Raw genomic sequence first — 22,097 nt, 5'->3', positions numbered from 1 at the left:
AGGAAAGAGTCAAATTATCTGGGCCCTTCAACCTTAGCCTTACGCCTTTTTTTTAACAGTAAAATTTATGATCCTACCATTCTTAGATAAGTCTCCACAGATTCATCCCAGTGCATATATTTTTGAGAGTGCAGATATTATTGGTGACGTTACCATTGGGGAGCAATCCAGCATTTGGTTTAAGGCCGTTGTTCGAGGTGATGTTCACTATATCAGGATAGGGGACAGGACAAATGTTCAGGATGGGGCTCTCTTGCATGTGACCCGTGACACACATCCTTTGGTTATTGGTAACGATGTAACTATTGCTCATGGTGTTGTCCTTCATGGATGTACCGTAAAAGACAGGGTACTGATTGGGATGGGGGCTATTGTTCTGGATGGGGCAGTAATAAATGAGGACAGCATTGTTGGAGCTGGGGCTTTGGTGCCACCAAATATGGAAGTGCCATCACGTACTTTAGTTGTTGGAGTTCCAGCTAAGGTAGTAAGGGAATTGAAGGAATCTGAAGTTAAGCATATCCAACAATCTGCAAAAAATTATATACGATATGTAGAAAACTACAGGAAGTCAGGGGTGAAAAATGTCAACGCAAGCAAAAAAGAATAAAAAGAAGAAAAAAATTCCTAGATGGGCATTTGTGAAGTGTCGTGGTGGTGAGCGGGCTCCCCGCTCTTTTTTTTACCCTGATGATATAAAAGATTGTACTCAAGCAGTCGAGAAACTTGGGCCTAACCTGGTGTGTAAGATCGGTTGCTTGGGCATGGGGACTTGTACTCGCGTTTGCCGTTTTGAAGCCATTTCTATGAGTGAAGATGGTTTGCCAGTAATTGACCAGGAAAAGTGTACTGGCTGTGGCAAATGTGTTAGGACATGTCCGCAAAATGTATTGGAGCTTAGATCAGTCTTGTCTATGCTCTTTAGATTTAATCGCGGAGATGACTGCCTTGCTCCCTGCCAGCAAGCCTGTCCAGCTCAGATTGATATTCCTCGTTTTATCAAGGCCATAGAGGTTGGGGACTTTACTCGTGCTCTTATGATTATCAAGGAACATATGCCCATGCCCCTTACCCTGGGACGCGTATGTCCGAGACCTTGTGAAGACACCTGTCGTCGTCAGCAGGTGGATGAGGCTGTAGCTATAAATTATTTAAAGCGTTTTGTCGCAGACCTGGAGTGGAAGAGTAAAAAGCGCATTCCTCTTTATGTAGCGCCTGATACCGGTCATAAGGTCGCAATAATAGGGGGCGGTCCTGGAGGACTGTCTTGTGCGTATTTTTTACGCAGGTTTGGACATTCGGTAAAGATTTTTGAATCCATGCCCAGGCTTGGAGGCATGTTGCGGTACGGCATTCCTGACTATCGTTTGCCGCCTGAAATTTTGGACTGGGAGATAGAAGGAATACTTGACTTGGGGATAGAAGTCGAAACCGAAGTGGCCTTAGGCCGTGATTTTACCTTACAGGATCTGAAGGATAGAGGCTATGAAGCTATCTTTCTGGCTACAGGCGCATGGAAAACCTGGGCCCCTCGCATGGAAGGGAATGATGCCAAGGGGGTAATGTCAGGGGTAGAGTTTTTGCGTAAAGTGGCCGAGGGGAATCCGCCCAGCTTGGGTAAAAGAGTAATGATAGTGGGTGGTGGCAACGTGGCCATGGATGCTGCCCGGACAGCCCTGCGTCTGGGAGCAGAAGATGTCTGCGTTATCTACAGGCGCAGCAGACAGGAGATGCCCGCCCTGGAAGAAGAGATAGAAGCCGCCGAGGCAGAAGGCATAAAATTTTTGTTTCTGACCAATCCTGTAAGATGCGTGAAATGTGAGAGAGGGAGATTACGCGAGATTGAGTGCATCCAGATGGAATTGGGAGAACCTGATGCGAGCGGTCGTAGAAGGCCTCAGCCCAAGGAAGGGTCTGAATTTTGTTTACAGGCCGACAATTTGATTTTGGCCATTGGCCAGTATCCTGATACGGAAATTTTTAAAAATGATCCATTAGGAAAGACACTGGAAATTACTAAATGGGACACTATTACTGTTGATTCTGCCACCTGTCAGACTATTATCCCAGGTGTCTTTGCCGGAGGTGATCTGGTTATTGGCCCTATGCGCGTGGTGGATGCTATTGGCATGGGCAGGCTGGCGGCTAGAAGTATTGACATGTATCTGCGAGAGGGCATTGTCAAGCCAGTGGAAAAGATGTTATACAAGCCTTTTCCGGAGATTAAGGTGGTAAAAAATATTGAGAAGGCAAAGCGCCAGTCCATGCCTCATCTTGAGGTAAAAGAGAGAGTAACAAATTTTGCCGAAGTTGAACTTGGATATGATGAAAATGCCGCCCTTGCCGAAGCCAAAAGATGTCTTGATTGCGGTCTGCAATGTTACGGATGAGAAGCTTGACAGGGACAAGTCAGGGCACTATTTATGAATCTTATAATAAAAATTGAGGAGGAGAATTAAATGGCAACGCAATTAACAGACAGTAACTTTGAGGCCGAAGTTTTGAGGAGTGATATTCCGGTATTAGTTGATTTTTGGGCTCCGTGGTGTGGACCGTGCCGGGCGATTGCCCCTGTGATTGATGAGTTGGCTCAGGAATATGCCGGACAGGTAAAAATAGTTAAAATGAACGTGGATGAGAATCCCTCAACCCCGGGTAAATATGGCATCCGGGCTATCCCAACGCTGATTCTTTTTAAGGGTGGTGAGGTAGTCGAACAGATTACCGGAGCTGTTTCGAAGGCCAGTCTCAAGCAGATGATAAATGAGAAAGCACTATAAGTAGATGAAAATATACGACGCGTTGGTAATTGGCGCAGGGCCAGCGGGGACCACAGCTGCCTTATATCTCTTGCGTTCAGGAGTATCTTTGGCCTGGGCCGAAAAGTTGTCACCTGGCGGTCAGATGCTTTTGACCGAGCGGGTTGATAACTATCCGGGCTTCCCCAAAGGAGTGACAGGCTTCGAACTAGCGGAGACATTTGTCCAACACCTGCAAGGCTTTTCCTATGATCATTTTCAAGACGAAGTCCTGGAAATGAAATTAAATCCAGGTGCAAATCAGATAAAAATAGGAGAACAATGGATTGAGGCCAAGACGGTTATTATCTGCTCTGGCGTTAAGTGGAAGAAGTTAGGTGTTAAAGGAGAAGATAGGTTTGTTGGCCGAGGCCTGTCTTATTGTGCTCTTTGCGATGGTAATTTTTTTAAAGACCAGGTCGTGGCTTGTATTGGAGGAGGGAATACAGCTCTTGAGGAATCTTTGTATTTATCCAAGATCGTTAAAAAAGTATATTTAATTCATCGTCGAGATAAGTTTAGAGGGGCTAAGATTTATCAGGAAAAAGTTTTTCAAAATCCCAAGATTGAGATTATCTGGAATACCGTAGTCCAGGAATTTGTAGGTGAGAATGAATTGCAGGCCTTGCGGCTGAAAAATGTAAAAACAAGCAAAGAATCAATATTGCCAGTAAATGGGGCTTTTATTTTTATAGGTGTTGCACCGCAGGCTGATTTTGTAGCGGAAGAAATTAAAAGAGATGCAGACGGCTTTATTATAACAGATGCAGAAATGAGGACCAATATGCCTGGGATTTTTGCGGCAGGTGATATACGTTCTAAATTATGTCGTCAGATATCTACAGCTGTCGGTGATGGGACCACGGCCGCGAATAGTGCAAATTTATATCTGGAAGGATTTGATGGATAAGCAGAGATTCCGTTTTATATTTATTTTGCTGTTCGTATTTTTGTGTTCGGGATGTGGAGTTATTGATTATTTTTTCTTAAGTCCTCCTGAAGACACTGCCCAGGAACTGGCTGAGGCAGGTTACGAGGCCATGCAGGCTAAAGATTACAGCAAGGCCATCGAGTATTTTACTAAGTTGAGGGATCGCTATCCTTTTAGTCCTTATACGCCAATGGCCGAAATCAGTCTTGGCGATGCCTATTTCCTAGATGAGCAGTATAAAGCTGCCGTTGAAATCTACAAGGAATTTGAATCATTGCACCCCAGGCACAAAGCAATTCCATATGTTCTCTTTCAGATAGGAGTAGCTAATTTCAAACAGTTTAAATCTATTGATCGGCCTCAAAGCAATATGACTGAGGCTCTAGAATATTTTTATCGGGTCAAGGAGACATTCCCTGACACAAAATACGCTAAAGAAGCAGATCAGTATATTCTAAAGTGTCGCAGATATCAGGCCGAGCATGAGATTTTTGTGGCAGATTTTTACTGGCGCACGGAAAAATATCTTTCCGCCTGGAAGAGATATGAGTATGTAGTTGAAAACTATAAAGATTTGCCTGATATAATCCAATATGCCCGGAGAAGAGGAAAATTGGCCTATTTCTTATATCAGAAAAAAAAATCAGAGCAAAAAATGGAACAGGAACAGGGCAGTTGGAAGAAATGGTTTGACTGGCTATGAGTTGAGTATAAAGTTTTGTGGTTTGAGCTAAATTGTTTTGCCAGCAAACAACTTAGTGCACCCTGTGAACTGATACCATGGATGTTTAAACTACAACAAAACTTTGCAGAATTTTTAAGCGGTCCTCTGGGCCGCTTTTTTTGTATTTGGAGGATGAAATGTACCCGCAAAATTGGCTGGAGCGATTTGCTGTAGATGATCAAATATTGGGCCAGGCTTATGAGCAATTGGGAGCGGTAAAGAGATCCTGGCTAAAGAAACTCATAGCCAATCTTTACAACTATTATGGACGCGAAGAGGTTCAGGAAAAGGTTGTGAGCCTGACTCAGGGTCAAGGGCTTAAAAGTTATGTTCAAATTACCCCCTGGAATCGACTGGTTTGCGTCATTGACAACCAATTTAAGGCTGCCAACAAGGTCTTGGCAGCTATTATGCCAGCCGTAATGACCGGAACAAAAGAGATTATTGTTATCGTAGAGAACTGGGAGGAAAATGAACCTCCTGAACAGATTTTAGTGGGGCTGGAACTTATGGGGGTGGAAAGTATTCTGGCTATGAGCAGAGAGGATATTTTAAATTTTATTCAGGAATCAGAGAATAACAACGCTTTAAACGGTTTGTTTTATTTAGGTCCCAAACAGATCCTTTCTCAGGCACTTGGTCAAAAAAGGGATTATTTTTTCTGGACTCCGCGGCAAATCAAGTTGGCAGGGATTGTTATTGATGCTAGTAAAGAATGGGACATAGATGTGTTGAGTTGGGCCAATCCGGAGTTAGATTTTATTGTCCTTGGTGATAGAAAAGAGAAATGGCCGCAAAATTTTCATCCATTTAAGGGCGAGAAAGAAAGTTTTTGGTCACTGGATTTTGATGTTTTATTTGCGTCAGAGAAGGAGTTTGTGAAAAATAGACATATAAGTTTGGGGTTTGGGCCAGGTCAGGAGGGTAGTTGGATTTGGCCGGACCTGGACAAGGCACTCTTTTATCAAAGGAGGGTGTTTTGGAAATAAAGTATAAGGCTAAACGGTTAAAAGGTAAAAAGGTGAAGCAGATTGAGTTAAACCTCTAGCCTCTTAACCTATTAATCATATTGGAGGAGAGATGAAAACCAAGGCTCTTCCGGGAAATTATTTGGAAAAGATAAGAAATATAGGCATTATTGCCCATATTGATGCAGGCAAGACTACTTTAACAGAGAGAATCTTATTTTATGCCAAAAAGATTCACCGGATGGGAGAGGTGCATGAAGGGACAGCAACCATGGATTATCTGCCTGCAGAACAGGAAAGAGGCATAACTATTGTTTCCGCATGTACAACCTGCGGGTGGAAAGATAAAGTTATCAATATAATTGATACTCCAGGGCATGTAGATTTTACTATAGAAGTGGATCGGGCATTGAGAGTCCTTGATGGAGTGGTTGCTGTATTTTGCGCAGTCGGAGGAGTAGAACCTCAAAGTGAAACCGTGTGGAAACAATCTGAAAAATATCATATACCCAAGATTGCCTTTATCAATAAAATGGACCGGATAGGCGCTAGTTTCGAAGCAGTTCTTGAGGCCATGCGTCAAAAATTGCAGGTTGTTCCGGTGCCTATCCAGGTGCCCTTGGGCCAGGGAGAAGATTTCAAGGGGGTTATAGATATTTTACGCATGCAAAAGCTTAAATTTAATCCCCAGGACCAGGGTCAGACTTTTGAGCGTTTGCCACTTGAGAAGGAAGAAAACGAATATGCTATCAAGTGGAGAGAATATTTGTTTGAACACCTGGCAGAGATAGATGATAGTGTTTTGGAATCTTATCTTGAGGGGGAGGAAGTCTCCCTTGATGAGGTGAACAGAGTCCTGCGCAAGGCAACTCTGGACTTAAAACTTGTACCAGTGCTTGCTGGTTCGGCTTTAAAAAATACAGGGGTGCAACCTGTATTGGATGCTGTGTGTAATTATTTGCCTTCCCCGGCTGATGTTCCCCAGATTGAGGGTATTGAACCATCAACAAAGGAGAAAAAGTTTTTTCCCATATCTCCAAAGTCTCCATTGTCAGCCCTGGCTTTTAAGGTGACAATGGAGACTGGTCGCAAGCTGGTTTTGTTACGAGTGTATTCGGGTAAGATAGTTTCCGGCCAGACAGTATATAATGTCAGCCAGAAGGTGGAGGAACGCGTGGCCCGTCTATTCAGGTTGCATGCAGACCATAAAGAAAAGATAGAAGAGGCTGTTGCCGGGCAGATAGTTGCCGCTGCCGGATTAAAAAATACCAAAACCGGGGACACCATGTGTTTGCGAGAGAATCCTATCCTCTTGGAAAAGATCTCAGAATATAAGCCAGTTATATCTATGGCTCTGGAACCTAAAAATAACGCTGAAGAGGAAAAGCTTCTCCATGCACTGGATAAGGTGCTTCAGGAAGACCCGACCCTTTTTGTTGAACGGGATAAAGATACTGAGCAGCTAATTATTTCGGGCATGGGCGAATTGCACCTGGAGGTAGTACTGGATCGGATAAGAAAAGACTTTGGGGTGGAATTTCGGGCCGGCCAGCCCCAGGTTGTCTATCAAGAAACCATTGCCGATAAGGCCTTTGGTGAGGCAGAATTTGCCAAGGAATTGGGTGAGGATGTCCATTATGGTTATGTTCGGCTTATGGTTGAACCTTTGTCCAGAAATAGCGGAAGAGAGATAAGATTTGAGATCAATAAGCAAGCCTGGCCAACTGAATGGATAGAGGCTGTGTATAATGGTATTGAAGACGGCCTGCAGGCAGGAACTATCAAGGGGTTCCCTGTTCAGGATATTCGCGTTGTGGTTCTAGAGTTAAAAAGCGCAGAACAAGGGTCAAGTCCTGTAGGATATAGAATGGCTGCGGTTATGGCTTTGAAAGAGGCTCTAAGCAAAGCCAAACCAATGCTTTTAGAACCTATCATGTGGGTAGAAATCTATACTCCTGAAGAGTTTGTTGGCGAGTGTATTAGCCTACTTGGGGCAAAAGGTGGACGTATTGAAAATATGTTTGATCGGCATGGTCAAAAAATTATACAGTCTCTAACTCCTTTGCGAAAAATGTTTGGGTTTTCTACTGATCTGCGTTCAGCAACCCAGGGACGGGCTGCACTAAGTATGAAGTTTGATCGGTTCGATACTTTTGACTCTTAAGAAACAGAAAGTAATTAATCAGTGAGTGTGAAGAAGTAAGGAGCGAACCAATTATTTAATTAGTTTAAGTGAGGGGGCCGGCCCCTCACTTTATTTAAGCGCAAATCAAGGAGCCTAATTTAGTGACATTGCCCCACTACTAAATACTTTGCTTCAGACCTGAAGCATTAAGGTGTTCAGGAAAAACCACTGCTTCCACAGGAAGATGTATTGGATTTTGCTGCTTCTCCTGAACCGACTTTGGAAAAGACCTGAGACAAACATCTTTGGACCTTTTCGCTTTGACATTTGGGACAGCGAATATAACTCGGCTTTTCACCAAAGACTAATTCTTCAAATATGTTGTGACAATTGAGGCAGGTAAATTCATAAATGGGCATTTTTTCCTCCTCCTAATAAAAATTGAAAAAAATAGATAAAAGTCTTGTTTAAATTCATTTTCTTTGGCATGAATAAAACTATATAAGTTCAGAATCAATTTTTAACCTTAACCTTTAACCTCCGACTAATAAACCTTATTAATTTTTCCAGGGGGCTTTTCATGGCAGAAATAAAAAAAATACTTTGCGCGATTGATTTTTCAGAAATCAGTTCAAAAGTGGCGGATTATACACAGACCATAGCTAAGTCTTTGGGAGCAAGTGTCAAGGTGGTTTATGTGGCTCCCAGCCTTTCTCAATATGTTGGTTTTCATGTCCCACCCACTTCCATTGAAAGTTTCGTGGGGGAGATTGTCTCCGGAGCAGAAAAAACAATGGATATTTTTGTCAAGGAAAATTTTACAGAGGTAGATGTGAGTGCTAACGTTATCACTGGTTATGCCTCAGAAGAGATTTTAAACTTTTCAGAGCAAGAAGAGGTGGATTTGATAGTTATGGGTACACACGGTCGCAAAGGGATTGACCGTATCCTGTTTGGCTCAGTAGCAGAGAAGGTAGTAAAGAGAGCTAAAATGCCTGTGTTAACCATTAGACCATAAAGAAACAGTGTCTTTTTTAAAGATTTTTCAACCGGAACTGGCCAGCTGTGGGCTGGACTTGGGCAGTACATGGGTCAAAATTGTCAGGCTGACTCAAAAGGGGAAAAAAGTACATTTAGATCGTTTTGCCCGATTGCCCTGGACAGTAAATGATTTTGATAGGCCGGAAAACAGCGGGGCAAAAATCAGGAGCCTGTGGACTAAGTTGGGGCTAAAGGACAAATTTGTTGTCTCCTCCCTGGCCGGACATTCGGTCATTGTCAAGCGTGTCACGTTCCCTAGAGGTTCAGAAAAGGACCTGGCGAATAATGTGAAGAAGGAGGCAAAACAATATATTCCTTTTGAAATCAAAGATGTTTACCTGGATTTTCAGGTTATAGGTCCGGGACATAAAGAAAATACAGTAGAAGTCCTCCTGGTGGCCAGCAAGAGAAATGTAGTCCAGAATTTAATTAAAGTTCTGGAATATTCACAACTATCCTTGAGAGTTGTTGATGTGGATGCCTTTGCCCTGAGTAACTGTTTTGAATTCAACTATCCAGAATTGTTAGAAGACCCGGTTTATCTTTTAGACATTGGTGGTCAGGAGAGCGTTTTTTGTGTATATTGGTATAAACAGCCTATTTTTTTCCGGGAAATGGGGTTTGGAGGGCGGCATTTAACGGATGTCTTGGCTAAGATTTTGGAAATTAATAAGCTTGAAGCTGAGAAGATTAAATTAGAAGGCCCTGATTCAATAGATGAAGAAAAAAGGCGCGAGATAGATAGCCAACTTAAAGCCCAACTTGAACTTTGGCTAACGGAAATAAAAAGGCTGACCGGCTTTTATTTAACTTCTGTATCTGGAGCCAAACCCGGACAAAAATTGTTTTTGTCCGGGGGAGGAAGTTTGTTGCCTGGGATCAGCGAGTTTTTGAGGCAGGGGTTAGACTTAGAAGTTGAGTATTTAGACCCATGGCGGAAACTCGAAAAGGATGTCCATAGATTTGACCCCAAATATATAGAAGCTGTTAAAGCGCAATTTGTTGTTCCCACAGGTCTTGCCTTGAGGGGGCTTATTTGATGATTAGAATAAATCTTCTTCCCCAGACTAAGAGAGCAAAAACTTCCGAAGTTGGAAAGCAAATAATAATTTTTTCTCTGGGGGCCATGGTTTTGCTTGTTGGAGTTTTGGGCATAAACTACTGGCTGCAAACAAGAATAGAGAAATTGCAAGTTATAGAAAAGGAAAAGCAGGCTCAAAAAAACAGACTGCTTGTTAAAGTGGCCAGAGTGAGCAAATTAAAAAAAGAATTGGAGTCTGTACAGACAAAAATTAAGGTGATAAAGGAGATTAGACAAACGCAGAATCTACCGATCCATTATATAGATGAATTAATTAGTAACTTGCCAGAATCCAAAATTTGGTTTGAGGCCTTTAAGTTAGAAAAAGATGGGCGTATAGATTTGCGTGGTGTAGCTCTGGATAATCAAATTTTTGCATATTATGTTCAAAAATTGCGCTCCTCGCCGTATATAAAAGAAGTGATGACCCAAAGGACGTCCAGACGCAGGATTTTAACTTATGATTTAGTGGAATTTCAGTGCCAGATTATGGCCCAGCCACCTGAGAAGCAGAGCGGATCACAAAATGGATAAGCAGGTTATCATTGATAAAATAGAACAACTTACTCCGGTTCAAAAGGCATTGAGCCTTGTTTTGTTTCTGTTTTTCATTGTCGGAGGATCTTGGTATTTTCTCTTTTCATCAAAGATTGATGAACTTACCAAGTTAAAAGGAAATATCACCGCCTTGGAAGAAGCTATTACTAAATACAGGCTATTGGCAGCAAAGCTTCCACACCTGGAGGAGCAGCTTAAGGAGCGACAAAAAGAGCTAATTTTGGCCAAGATGCTTCTCCCTGAAGATGCACAGGCCTTAGAACGTTTGCTGGCATCTTTTGAAAAGTTAGGTAATGAAAAGGGAGTTGAGTTTATTTTGTTCCAGCCTGGTCCTGAAAACATTTATGAGTTTTACGCTACCCGTCGGGTACAGTTACGCCTACAAGGAGCATTTCACAATTTGGTACAGTATTTTGATAGCCTGGTTAGATTAGAACGTTTAGTTAGTTTGGAGAATTTACGATTAACACCGGTTAAGAATAATGGGGCCACAGGAGAAAGTTTATTGATGGCAGATAGTTCGATATTGGTTTATCGGGCTTTGACTCCTGAAGAGATATTGGACAGAAAATCAAAGAAGAAATGAGTTATTGTGTTTATTGAGTTTTGGTGCGGCGAAGGGCAGATACTACTCCCTTGTTATGATAACGTTGAGTGGATTCTCTTATGAGGAATAATAGTTTTCTGATAGTTTCCTGTTCGCTGTTTTCTGTTTTTTGTTTGCTTATCTTCTCTTGTTCTTCAGCTTTGTCTGAGGATAAGGGCGCAACAGATTCAGGAGACAAGCTACTTCAGGAATTGGATAAAATTCCAGAGTGGATCAGGCCGCCGGACTATAAATATTCTCCCATAGGAAAACCTGATCCTTTTGTTTCTTTTATCCAGGTTCAAAAGCAAGAACGGTCAATATCAAGACCTAAAAAATCAAAGCGCATTCTGACCCCACTGGAGAAAGTTGAAGCTACCCAACTTAAGCTTGTGGGTATTATCTGGTATGCTGATCGGCCAGAAGCAGCTTTGGCAATGGTTGAACTCCCAGATGGTAAGGGCTTTATTTTAAAAAAAGGCGCGTTGGTAGGACGCAGTGGAGGGCAGGTAGTAAAAATATCTCCGGACCAGGTCTTGATTCAAGAAGAAGTGATTAATATTTTTGGGAAGTTAGAAAAAAGGAACATAGTCTTGAAGCTCCATCCAAGTAAAGAGGAAAGCAATGAAAAGTAAGTTTCTTATAAAAGGCCTGTTTTGCTTAAGTATATGTTGTATTCTTTTTATGCAATTTGCCTGTGCACCAAAGTCTGGCCTTAACAGGAATCAAAAAGACATATCCACTCCAGTTAAAAAGCAAAGTAAAGTTGACAAGGCACAGGGTGAGATTTCAATTAAAGAAGAAAAAACAATCATCACCCTGCCCATAGCTTTAGACATAGATGTTTCGCCCTATATAGACGATGAAAAATTAATTTTATCTTTTGCTCCTCCCATTACTCCTTTTCTCCTTCCAGCCCCAAAGGGAATAGTGACCAAGGTCTTCTGGGCTTTGGATAAAAAAGGTCTGGCCAAGGATTTAAATATTATTTTGTCCAAGCCAGCCCAGTTTTTGCTTTCCAGGTCCAATGATGAACAATTGCAAATCCTTTTGGTCGAACAGAGAGGGAGAGCCAATTCGGCCGGAGTAGAATCAAGGGGGGAAAATGATTTAATAGAACAAGAAGGTGCCAAGATTCAAGAGATAGAATTCTTACGTAACAAACAAGGAAATTTGTTTGTCAACCTCAAAGGTAAAGGACCATTTGAGATAATTCCTAAGAAAAGTGGCCCACAGAAAATAGTATTATTCATTCCTAATTGTCAGGTAAACCTTGAGTATGCAAGACTTTTCCGCTTAAATAAGTTTAATACTGCAATTAAGTCTGTATTTGTTCAGAATATTAAAAACGGGGTCAAACTTAGTTTCGCTGTACAGAATAAAGTTCCTATGCACATGGACAGTGACGCGGACGGATTATCTATACGATTTTTAACAAGTGAGCAACAAAGTAAGTCCACAGACAAAGGCCTAAATGTAGCCAAAGTTACTCAAAAAGAAGAAGAAAATGGTGTAGATATTCCAGAGTTAAACACCTTGTTTCCTGGAATGAAAAAGAAATATACGGGTAAAAAAATTTCTATTGACCTGCAGGACGCCGATATAGAGCATGTTTTAAGGCTGATTACGGCTATAACTAATTATAACCTGATCATAGATGAAGACGTAAAGGGCAAGATATCATTGCGGCTTTTTGATATCCCCTGGGACCAGGCCCTGGACCTGGTTTTATTACAAAAGAATTTGGGTATGGTTTTAAGGGGCAATATCATGCGTATTGCCACAATTGCTAAACTGGAAGCAGAAAGAGAACAATTACGCAAGGCCAGAGAGGCAGCCCTTAAGGCCAAGGAAAGCATGAAAGAGCTGGAGCCCCTAAAGAGAGAGTATATCCAGATCAATTATGCAACCGCAAGCGAGCTTGAACCTAAGGTAAAGGAGTTTTTGTCTCCTCGTGGTAAGATTACTTTTGATTCACGAACCAATCAATTGATTGTCCAGGATACCGAGTCTAACTTAGAGCAGATTCGTTCTGTGGTTGAAAAGCTGGATAGACCGGAGCGACAGGTGCTCATTGAGGCCAGGATTGTTTATGCAACAGATGATTTTAAGCGTAGTTTGGGATTAAAATGGAGTTTTGCCAATACCGGTGAGTATTTCCATCAGGATAGATATTACAAAAATTATGATATAACCGGGCTTAATTTTCCAACTACTGGGCCTTTGGATTTCTCTGTAGGTGGCCAGATTGCCAAAGTTTTGGGGAAGGATTTGTTTACCTTGGACGCTGAATTGAAAGTAGGTGAAACCAAGAATATTTCCAAGACCATATCTGCTCCGCGGGTGATCACTTTGAATAACCAGCAGGCTGAAATAATCCAGGGGACTAAAATTGCCGTCACCACTGAGTCAGAGAGTGGCGGGACAACGATTGAATACCAGGATGCTACACTAAAGTTATCAGTTTTACCCCAGATAACTCCTGACAATAAATTGATCTTAGACCTTGAGATAACAGATGATAGTCCCGTAGCCGGAGGTGGGGGCGATATTGAGACAAAGAGTACCAAGACCAAGTTGATAGTTAATGACGGAGAGACGATTGTCATTGGAGGAGTAAAAAAGATTGCCCGGACAACAGCAGATACGAGAGTGCCATTGCTGGCGGATATTCCAATTTTGGGATGGTTATTTAAGAACAGGTACAAAGGTGAGTCGCAGCAGGAACTACTGATATTTATCAGGCCCAAGATTATAGATTGATGACGCGTCATCTGCAAAAAACTCTCTTTCTTCAAGCACCATATCAACCGGGCTAACACTTCCCAGGGATGCACTTCTTGGGAAGTGTTGCCGTGAGATTGCACCTCTTAAATCCTTCATCACGATAATGGAGCTTAAAAAGACTTTAAGGTTTAGTAAGAGGTCAAAAGGGCTTGTTTTTGTATGCGGATAAAAATGGTTATTCCGGGCGCGGGCGACATCTGTTCGGCATCTTATCCAGTGTGTGCAGATCGGAGAAGGACTGAGGTAGTGTCTGAGTCTGCGCGTAAACAGGCTCCCGTTAAATAGTTTATACTTTTATTGATTGTTTTTGGTCTAAATGTTAGCAAGCCCCCTTTGTTAGGGGGCTTGTTTGGTTATATGAAGAGGTAAAAAATGGATAAAGATCTGATCCGCAAAGAGGTTTTAGGTTTTAAGGCCTATAGTCCGGGCTTAAGTATAGAGGAAATCAAAAGGAAATACGGGCTAACCAGAGTCATAAAAATGGCCAGTAATGAGAACCCCTTGGGTACCTCGTCGGTAGTGAGGGAGGTCATTGCCCAGAATGCTTCTTTGGCCTTTCGCTACCCAAGGGCAGGAAGTCCGGACCTATGCGCTGCTATCGGGGAGTATTTAAACGTCCCTGCAAAAAATATTGTTTGTGGCAACGGTTCGGATGAAATTATTGACCTTATCATCCGTCTCGTGGCCAAACCTGGCGAGGACAATATAGTCGCCTTTAAGCCATGTTTCAGTATCTACAAGTTGCAATCACAGTTTGCCGGGGTGGAGTTTCGTCAGGTGCCCTTGAGCAAAGATTTTCACTTTCCCTGGAATGACCTTTTTCAAGCCGTTGATGAGAAAACAAAAATTGTTTTTATCACCAATCCGGATAATCCTTCTGGATTTTGTGCCAGAAAGGATGAGTTGGAAGAAGTTTTGTCCAGGCTACCTCAAAGTGTGCTGGTAATTATCGATGAGGCCTATATAGATTTTGCCCTGCCTCAAGACGAGTATTCTTTGCTTTCTGAGTGGCAGGACTACCCTAACCTGGTTATTTTACGTACATTTTCCAAGATGTTTGCTTTGGCAGGTTTAAGACTTGGCTTTGCTGTACTGCCAGATTTTTATGCTGATTATTTGCAGCGAGTGAAGTTGCCTTTTAGTGTTAATATCCTGGCTGAAAAAGCAGGCATTGCCGCTTTAAAGGATAAGTTTTTTTATGCCCAGACCTTGGAAACCGTTCGTGCCGGCCGTGAATTTTTAAGCACGGAGCTCGAGAGGCTCGGATGCAAGACTTTTCCTTCTCAAGCCAATTTCTTGATGTTTTTACCGCCGATGGATGCTTCCGAAGTCTTTGAGGGCTTACTTAAGAAAGGTATCATCATCAGACCTCTCAAAAGTTATGGTCTGGAAGAATATTTGAGGGTAAGTATTGGCACGGAAGAAGAAAATAAATTGTTTATCAAAGAACTAGAAGAGGTCCTTAATGGATCAAAATAAGCTTATCATCACTATTGATGGCCCGGCAGGTGTGGGCAAGACAACTATGGCCAGGAAATTAGCCAAACATTTAAGTGTTGCTTATTTGGATACCGGGGCCATGTTTCGGGGGGTGGCCTGGAAGCTGGGACAGGATGCCTGGCTAAAAGATGAGCAAATCCTGGCAGATGAGCTGAAAAAGATGCGTTTTACCTTGCGTGGCCAAGGTGAGAGTAGCGAGATGTGTTTGAATTCAGTACCTTTGGGTCCGGAAATTCGTACCGAGACTATAGGGTTATGGGCATCAAACATAGCTAAACTGAAAGTAGTCCGTGATTTTTTAAAAAAGGCCCAGCAGGAAATAGGTCAGCAAACCTCGTTGGTTGCTGAAGGGCGGGATATGGGCACGGTAGTTTTTCCTCATGCCCGGTACAAGTTTTTTCTGGATGCAAGTCCTGAGGTCAGAGCAAAGAGGCGTTATTTACAACTTAAAGACATGGGGCAAGAGGCAGATATTGAGGCTATTTTAGAGCAGATAAAACGAAGAGATGACCAGGACAGAAACAGGGCCATCGCCCCTCTTTGTCCGGCAGACGATGCCATAGTCATTGATACCAGCGAGCTCAGCTTGGAAGATGTTTTTGCGTGTTTACTTCAACATCTGAAGCCTGCAATCGTTTAGTAAGGGACGAGAGAAAGCTTAAAAAAGTTATGAGAGTGTGCGGGCTCGGTAGAATTTTGGTCGAGACAGGCCGCTATTTTAATTCTCCGTGATTACTTAGGTTAAACCAAGGGTACCGAAGTTGCAGAAAACTTTTGATACTCTTCTATCGCCTTTATTTGAGCAGTTTTACGCAAATCATTAACCTCATCGCAATGGGCTTTCAACAGCGAGACGATATATGGGTCTAGAATCGAGCTGTTCGCCATCTGGTCAAGGATTTGCAAAGCTCTGTCTATACTCATTCCTTTCCTATAGGGCCGATCCTCTGTAATGGCAGTAAATACATCCGCAACCGCCATAATTCTGGCACCTAACGACAAATCTTCCCCTTTGTGATGAAAAGGGTAGCCTTTACCGTCTAGACGTTCGTGGTGAAAGGAAGCCCAACTATTGATAATTTCGAGTTCGGTTATTGGCTCGAGACACCGGTAAGTGTAGAAGGTATGGCTACGAATTATAGCAAACTCTTCTTTTGTTAATTTTCCAGGCTTTTCCAATATTTCAGGAGGTACTGCCAGTTTTCCTAAGTCATGCAGATAGCCAGCCACCCGCATCATCAGGCATTCACGCTTAGAGAATCCTGCGAGTCTGGCCAATGCTTCTGCACTGGCTGCCACTCCGCTGGAGTGAGTAGCGGTGAATCGACTTCTAAAATCGATAATCCTGGAAAATAGCTTGCTTAAGCCTAGGAGCATCTCTGGTCCCAGGTTAACCGGTTCCGTTTTTACCTGGCGACGTAAAGTCGTACTTATAGATGATGACGTGATATCCAGCCAGAAATACTCTTTGGCACTCAAGCTTTCAAAAGCAACTACAATTTCCGGAGCAAACAGTTTCCCAGAGTGTTTTTTGATTAGCTTAGTAATCCGCTCAACTTGTCCGAGGATTTCTTGTTCTTTGTTTACCGTCACTGCAACCCGATCGGCCAGGTGGATAATATGGCTGCCTATAGGCACCTCTATTCCGTTAAACTCAGTACCTCCGCCATAATTCCACGGAACATGATGGAATCGTACGAGCTTAGCTATTTGAGAAAGGGGTGTAAACATTTTGAGAAGCAGATAACCTAGCTCAGCGTGTTGGTGAGGATTTTCAAATTCAAAGTGCAGGGCATCCATTTTGTCTTTCATCGATATAGCGCCGCTATCATGTAATGCTCCTGCCAACATTAGATTCCTCTGTTCTTCAGCGGACAGGTTCATTTCTGTAGCTATATTAACAGCGATATAGGCTACCTGCATATGGTGGTTGACCACAGCTGGACTGACCAGATCCATTGCCTTTGATAGGCTTATAATCAAATCGAATAGATCAATCTGGGGTTCTATTATCATCTTACTATAGTCGTATCCGTTGAGATTGATAACGATAATATCGTTGTATTTTAAGTTTTATTTTCCGGACAGAGCAAACAGTCTTTTGATATAAATACCAAATTAACATTCACGGTCAAAAAAATTAGAGTAAATTGTTAGGTTATAGAAAAAGGATATAGTTTTTTTCTATTTGGGGATTTTTGGAATAAGGTTAATCACATATTTTCTTCACTTCCTCCCATAGTCTATCCATTTCCTCTATTGAGGATTGTGAAAGGTCTATGTCTTTTTGGGTCGCCAGTTCTTCCATGGCCTGAAACCTCTGCAGGAATTTGTTGTTCGCCTTGTCCAGAGCACTATTGGGTTTTATGCTGTTTCTGCGGGCATATTCAGTAAGGCTAAACAGATAATCCCCAAACTCTTCTTCCATCTTGTCTTGGTCTTTTGATGCCTTGGCTTTGAGCCATTCCTGCCATTCTTCCTGCAATTTATTTTCCTGGTCGACGTCTTTGGGCCAGGTAAAGCCAATGCGCGCGGCCTTGGAATTGATACGATATGCTCGAAGCAGAGGAGGGAGGGTAGGAGGAATAGAGGCAAAAACAGATTCTTGTTTGTCTTTTTGTTCTTTTTCTTCTTTTTTAATCTTTTCCCAGGTCACTAAGAGCTCTTCTATGTCCTCAATTTTTTTGTCTCCAAAGACATGAGGATGCCGCTTGATCATTTTAGCTGCATTAAGTTTAAATGTTTGTTCAAGAGAAAACTTGTCTTGATACAAACGGGCAATAAAAAAGAGCAGAAAGAAAACATCGCCTAGTTCCTCCTGGATTTCATCCAGGTCCTTTTTGCGAATGGCCGTAACCAGTTCAAAGGTCTCCTCAATAAGATAATCACAAAGACTATCCGGTGTTTGTTTTTTGTCCCAGGGGCAGCCGTTTGGTCCCAAGAGAGTGTCAATAACTTCAAGAATTTCTTGTAATGCTTTACTTTGACTCACTGAACCTTTCCTTTTCTTTTTTTAATTTTTCAATCCAATCTTCTTTCCAAAAAAATTGTATAGAGCTATCCTGGTCATTGAATTTTTCTTTGAGTTCCTGGGGTAGAAAGTTTCCCAATATCTTGGTCACATTATGGACATAAGGGGCTAGTTTTGACTCGTGAATAAATTGGGTATTAGTTGGCAAAAACGATGTCAAAACTAAGAGAGTTATACTGCAAATCAGGCTGGCCTTAATCAACCCCAGGCCCCCTCCTCCTATCCGGTCCAGCCAGCCGAGCATGGCACATCTGAGAAGGCTTTTTAAGCCTATGGACAGGATAACGACCAGAGCCATGACCCCCAAAAATATACCCAGGTAGCTTGCAATTTGAGCCCAGCTTTTATCAGGAATAATTTTGGTCACATAGGGAAGAATCTGGCTGTAGTATTTATTGGCCAGAAAAAATCCTAGTAAAAGGCCAACTACGGAAGAAATTTCCTGAACAAGTCCGCGAAAAATTCCTCTCAGCAAAAAGAAAGCCAGGACAATGATAAAAAAGATGTCCAAAGAGTTCATTTTTATCTCTCCCTGCTGAAAAAAGCGCGTTTAGAGGCGCATATGATACAACAAGGATTCTGGGTTTGCGCTTTAGAATGATTTAAAAATGACCGCCACTCGGGAGCCCGCCTTCGGTGGACGGAGAGAAGGATCTTAAAAGAGCATGAGGCAAATTTAAGTATATATGTTCGCCACTTTTGCAGGTAACCCTGTCTCAAAGTAGTCAGTGCATCCGTTTACAAAAAATGGCGGGTATAGTTACTTATGGATTTGCTCAAGGCTTCCTTGACAGTATAGAATTCAGAAATTAAGTTCAACTGTTTAAAGGAACAAATTTTAGTACCAAGGAGAAGAGTAATGGCCTATGATATTCGATTGGTGAAGTTGATTAATGGTGATATGGTCTTGGGAAAATGGGACGCCCAAGAGGAAAAGATCAAAGATCCGGCGTTGTTGCAGATGTTGCCTACCCAGCAAGGTGGAGTGCAGATGCTCCTTTTGCCTTTTGGTTATCCCTTTGATACGGAAATTACCGGAGAAATTGATGGCGCGCATATTCTGTATGAGTATAAAACTGTGCCGGAAGACCTGAAAAATAAATATCTGGAAGCATCAAGTAATTTAACTATCTCTACGCCTTCTGATTTGAAAAATTTGGGGAATTTGACTGGACCCGGAGGGAAGGTTACGGACCTTGGCTCTTTGTTTAAAAAATAGTTTTAATGTGTATATTTTGCGATAATTTATAAAAAAGTTTTAAAGGGCAGACCAAAAGTCTGCCCTTTAATTTTGTAGAGAGTTCATCCATGAAAGAATTGCTTCCCTTTTTTATCCGTCCGAGTCATTATTTAGGTAATGAAATTAACAGTGTGCACAAGGATAAACGTGATGTCCAGGTGCATATGGCATTGGCCTTTCCTGACTTATATGAAGTAGGCATGGCCTATATGGGGCAGAGGATTTTGTACGAAGTGGTCAATGCTCGACCAGAGTTTTGGGCGGAAAGGGTCTTTGCCCCGTCAAGGGAAGTAGCAGAGGTTTTACAATCCAGGAACGTTCCCTTGTCTACTTTGGAATCAGACACCCCTCTAAAGGAACTGGATTGTCTGTCCTTTAGCCTTACCCATGAACTGGCATACACCAATGTGCTTTATATGCTTGATCTGGCGGGAATACCCTTTCGGGCCAGTGAGCGAGGCCAGAATTTTCCTCTGGTGATTGCTGGCGGAGGAGGGACTTTTAATGCCGAACCCATGGCTCCCTTTCTAGACCTTATTGTTGTTGGGGATGGAGAGGAGATTTTGGTCCAGATTTTGGAAGTAATAAAAGAGGGAAAAGCGGCCGGATTATCCAAGAGCGAGATTTTGTACCAGTTAAGATCTTATCCCGGAGTGTACATCCCGGCATACTTTGATACTTCAGCAGAAAACCCTCATATTTTGGTCCCTGTTTATTCGGATTATACACGGGTTGAAAAAAATATCGTCTCTGATTTAAATAAGGTCAGCTTTCCAACAAAGCAGATGATACCCTATGGAAAGGTGGTGCATGATCGGTTTGCAGTAGAGATAGCCAGAGGGTGTACCAGGGGATGCAGATTTTGCCAGGCGGGTGTGATTTATAGGCCAGTAAGAGAGAGAGGTGTGGAAAATATTGCCCGGCTTATTGATGAGGGGTTGGACCAGACCGGTTTTGAGGATCTTTCTTTCTTGTCTTTGAGCACAGGAGATTTTTCCGCTTTAGAACATCTTTTTGTTAAGACCTATGCAAGGTGTGCTCAGGAACAGGTAGCCATATCCCTTCCTTCTTTAAGGGTCGGTTCTGTCAGTGAAAATATGATGCAACTTATGGCCAGGATCAGAAGAACAGGAGCCACCCTCGCCCCGGAAGCCGGTACACAGCGTCTAAGGGACGTCATTAATAAGGGGATCACGGAAGCAGAGCTTTTGGACCATTGTCGGAAATTGTTTGATTTGGGCTGGAGTTCAATCAAACTCTATTTCATGATTGGTCTCCCCACAGAGACAGAAGAGGACCTGGAAGGAATACTGGATTTATGCCTGAAAGTTTTGGGCACTGCGAAAACAAAAAAGAGAATTCAGGTTACGGCTTCTATATCTCCCTTCGTGCCCAAACCACATACCCCCTTTCAATGGGAGGAACAGATTGGGCTTGAGGAGATCCACAAGCGTATTAAATTTTTGCAGAAAATTTTCAGGTTGTTTAATAAACTCAACTTGAAATGGCATAAACCCGAAATGAGCGTTTTGGAGGGAGTGTTTTCTCGAGGCGGACGGGAACTGGCTGACTCCCTGGAAGAAGCTTATAGGCGCGGCGCAATTTTTACCAGTTGGGCTGACCATGTAAATTATCCTCTCTGGCAAAAAGTTTTTCAAGAGAAGGCAATAGATATCCATAAGTATCTTGGTCCGAGAGAATATGATCAGCCCCTGCCATGGGACCATATTTTAAGTGGGGTGGATAAGAGATTTTTGCTCAAGGAACTAAATAGGGCCAAGCAGGGAAAAATTACCAAGGACTGCCGTTACCATCCATGCCGGTGTTGTGGTGTGTGCAATTTTGATTCGCACAAAAGCAGCTTGAGCGTGCAGGCTGCAAAAAAAGAAATTAAGCCTATTTTGAATTTGTGCAAGCCGGATCAGGACCAGAAAAGGGATTTTAGTCCGGGCGATAAAGAAGACTTAGGGTTGAAGAAAGCCCATATAAGACTTTGGTATGAGAAATTGGGACTAAGCGTGTACTTGAGCCAACTGGAAGTGCAAAAAGTCCTGGAGCGGGCTATGCGCCGGGCAAAATGGCCACTTAGCTTTTCCTCAGGATTTCACCCTTTACCTTTGCTTTCTTTTGGCAGGGCTTTACCTGTTGGTATTGGCAGCAAAGCCGAATGGGTCAATGTTTATCTGCGCAAGACTATAGACAAGGATAGATTGCTTCAAAGTTTGAATGCTGGGTTACCTGAAGGAATGAAGGCGCTTTACATCGAAGACTTGTCTTTGGCTAAAAAGCAGGCTCAAGCCTTGTGGGAAGATTTTGAGATTACTTTCTTGGGGCCTGCAGATTGGATAAAGAGCTTGCAAGAGAAATGGAATGAGTTTGTAAGCTCAAAAGAATTTATTCGGGAGAAAAAGGGAAAAAAGAAGAGCAAAAAGATTGATCTCCGAGCTTTGGTGGAGTCAGGTGGCTTTGAGCAAGATGTGCTTAAAGTGAGGTTTTCATGGCAGGAAATATACTTGAACCCTTTATTTATTGTGGACTGCATTTTCCCGGAACTTGAACCGAATCAATTTCAAATGGTCAAGACAAGACAATTATTTAGTTAACTCGATTTTCGGGTTTCTTTACGGGCTTGTTCTGAGTCTGTTGCCAAATCCTATTTTTAGCCGCTGATTGAAAGGCTTGGTTTCTGAAATGCATTACAAACGGCTTGGGTAACCCATCTTGACG

Annotated in this window: 21 protein-coding genes; 17 read left to right on the top strand and 4 right to left on the bottom strand. The window is 42.5% G+C overall.

Features of this window, described 5'->3' with window-relative positions; translation table 11 throughout:
* The first annotated feature begins 67 nt into the window (after positions 1-67).
* From AC3WVG_RS01265 to fusA, 7 genes are all read left to right on the top strand, one after another.
* Positions 68-610 (top strand): gamma carbonic anhydrase family protein, encoded by a 543-nt coding sequence (locus AC3WVG_RS01265; RefSeq protein ID WP_488796364.1) that lies wholly within the window; start codon positions 68-70, stop codon positions 608-610.
* Positions 585-2,390: an FAD-dependent oxidoreductase gene (locus AC3WVG_RS01260; protein WP_488796363.1), complete on the top strand. Its 1,806-nt coding sequence runs from the start codon at positions 585-587 to the stop codon at positions 2,388-2,390. Before AC3WVG_RS01265 ends, AC3WVG_RS01260 begins: the two co-directional genes overlap by 26 nt.
* Positions 2,391-2,459: 69 nt before the next feature.
* Complete coding sequence (gene trxA / locus AC3WVG_RS01255) at positions 2,460-2,780, top strand: thioredoxin (protein ID WP_488796362.1); 321 nt, start codon at positions 2,460-2,462, stop codon at positions 2,778-2,780.
* 4 nt (positions 2,781-2,784) lie between these two features.
* The gene (gene trxB / locus AC3WVG_RS01250; protein WP_488796361.1) at positions 2,785-3,708 is read left to right on the top strand and encodes a thioredoxin-disulfide reductase; all 924 of its coding nucleotides are present in this window, start codon (positions 2,785-2,787) and stop codon (positions 3,706-3,708) included.
* The gene (locus AC3WVG_RS01245) at positions 3,701-4,432 is read left to right on the top strand and encodes an outer membrane protein assembly factor BamD (protein WP_488796360.1); all 732 of its coding nucleotides are present in this window, start codon (positions 3,701-3,703) and stop codon (positions 4,430-4,432) included. Before trxB ends, AC3WVG_RS01245 begins: the two co-directional genes overlap by 8 nt.
* 158 nt (positions 4,433-4,590) lie before the next feature.
* On the top strand, positions 4,591-5,442 hold the full coding sequence (locus tag AC3WVG_RS01240) for a hypothetical protein (protein WP_488796359.1): 852 nt from the start codon (positions 4,591-4,593) through the stop codon (positions 5,440-5,442).
* A gap of 91 nt (positions 5,443-5,533) precedes the next feature.
* Positions 5,534-7,585 carry an elongation factor G gene (fusA, locus tag AC3WVG_RS01235; protein ID WP_488796358.1) on the top strand — a complete coding sequence of 684 codons (2,052 nt, stop codon included), beginning with the start codon at positions 5,534-5,536 and terminating at the stop codon, positions 7,583-7,585.
* Between the two features lie 176 nt (positions 7,586-7,761).
* Here fusA and AC3WVG_RS01230 read toward each other — a convergent pair whose 3' ends face one another.
* On the bottom strand, positions 7,762-7,965 hold the full coding sequence (locus AC3WVG_RS01230) for an FmdB family zinc ribbon protein (protein WP_488796357.1): 204 nt from the start codon (positions 7,963-7,965) through the stop codon (positions 7,762-7,764).
* A 161-nt stretch (positions 7,966-8,126) separates the two neighbouring features.
* Here AC3WVG_RS01230 and AC3WVG_RS01225 point away from each other — a divergent pair, with 161 nt between their 5' ends.
* From AC3WVG_RS01225 to cmk, 8 genes are all read left to right on the top strand, one after another.
* On the top strand, positions 8,127-8,564 hold the full coding sequence (locus tag AC3WVG_RS01225; protein ID WP_488796356.1) for a universal stress protein: 438 nt from the start codon (positions 8,127-8,129) through the stop codon (positions 8,562-8,564).
* A gap of 7 nt (positions 8,565-8,571) precedes the next feature.
* Positions 8,572-9,627, top strand: coding sequence for a type IV pilus assembly protein PilM (gene pilM / locus AC3WVG_RS01220; RefSeq protein ID WP_488796355.1), 1,056 nt, complete (start codon positions 8,572-8,574; stop codon positions 9,625-9,627).
* A complete protein-coding gene (locus AC3WVG_RS01215) occupies positions 9,627-10,202 on the top strand; it encodes a PilN domain-containing protein (protein WP_488796354.1) in 576 nt (191 codons plus the stop codon). The genes pilM and AC3WVG_RS01215 overlap by 1 nt, the downstream gene beginning before the upstream one ends.
* On the top strand, positions 10,195-10,812 hold the full coding sequence (locus tag AC3WVG_RS01210) for a type IV pilus inner membrane component PilO (RefSeq protein WP_488796353.1): 618 nt from the start codon (positions 10,195-10,197) through the stop codon (positions 10,810-10,812). Before AC3WVG_RS01215 ends, AC3WVG_RS01210 begins: the two co-directional genes overlap by 8 nt.
* Before the next feature lie 80 nt (positions 10,813-10,892).
* Positions 10,893-11,447, top strand: a complete 555-nt coding sequence (locus AC3WVG_RS01205) for a pilus assembly protein PilP (protein ID WP_488796352.1) — start codon at positions 10,893-10,895, stop codon at positions 11,445-11,447.
* Entirely contained in the window at positions 11,437-13,575 is a 2,139-nt protein-coding gene (locus AC3WVG_RS01200; protein WP_488796351.1) for a type IV pilus secretin PilQ, read from the top strand. The genes AC3WVG_RS01205 and AC3WVG_RS01200 overlap by 11 nt, the downstream gene beginning before the upstream one ends.
* 396 nt (positions 13,576-13,971) lie before the next feature.
* Positions 13,972-15,078, top strand: a complete 1,107-nt coding sequence (gene hisC, locus AC3WVG_RS01195) for a histidinol-phosphate transaminase (RefSeq protein ID WP_488796350.1) — start codon at positions 13,972-13,974, stop codon at positions 15,076-15,078.
* Complete coding sequence (gene cmk / locus AC3WVG_RS01190; protein ID WP_488796349.1) at positions 15,065-15,739, top strand: (d)CMP kinase; 675 nt, start codon at positions 15,065-15,067, stop codon at positions 15,737-15,739. Before hisC ends, cmk begins: the two co-directional genes overlap by 14 nt.
* 101 nt (positions 15,740-15,840) lie before the next feature.
* On the opposite strand, the gene AC3WVG_RS01185 is transcribed toward cmk, so the two are convergent.
* The 3 genes from AC3WVG_RS01185 to AC3WVG_RS01175 form a co-directional block, all read right to left on the bottom strand.
* Positions 15,841-17,115: an HD domain-containing phosphohydrolase gene (locus AC3WVG_RS01185; protein WP_488796348.1), complete on the bottom strand. Its 1,275-nt coding sequence runs from the start codon at positions 17,113-17,115 to the stop codon at positions 15,841-15,843.
* 193 nt (positions 17,116-17,308) lie between these two features.
* The gene (mazG, locus tag AC3WVG_RS01180) at positions 17,309-18,091 is read right to left on the bottom strand and encodes a nucleoside triphosphate pyrophosphohydrolase (protein WP_488796347.1); all 783 of its coding nucleotides are present in this window, start codon (positions 18,089-18,091) and stop codon (positions 17,309-17,311) included.
* Positions 18,078-18,650 carry a CvpA family protein gene (locus tag AC3WVG_RS01175; protein ID WP_488796346.1) on the bottom strand — a complete coding sequence of 191 codons (573 nt, stop codon included), beginning with the start codon at positions 18,648-18,650 and terminating at the stop codon, positions 18,078-18,080. The genes mazG and AC3WVG_RS01175 overlap by 14 nt, the downstream gene beginning before the upstream one ends.
* A gap of 339 nt (positions 18,651-18,989) precedes the next feature.
* Here AC3WVG_RS01175 and AC3WVG_RS01170 point away from each other — a divergent pair, with 339 nt between their 5' ends.
* Positions 18,990-19,349 (top strand): hypothetical protein, encoded by a 360-nt coding sequence (locus AC3WVG_RS01170; RefSeq protein WP_488796345.1) that lies wholly within the window; start codon positions 18,990-18,992, stop codon positions 19,347-19,349.
* Positions 19,350-19,438: 89 nt separating this feature from the next.
* Entirely contained in the window at positions 19,439-21,973 is a 2,535-nt protein-coding gene (locus AC3WVG_RS01165; RefSeq protein WP_488796344.1) for a TIGR03960 family B12-binding radical SAM protein, read from the top strand.
* The last annotated feature ends 124 nt before the right edge of the window (positions 21,974-22,097 follow it).

Source organism: Desulfovulcanus sp. (assembly GCF_982781345.1).
The sequence above is the reverse complement of the archived record's forward strand: the minus strand, read 5'-3'. Positions and strand labels throughout refer to the sequence as shown.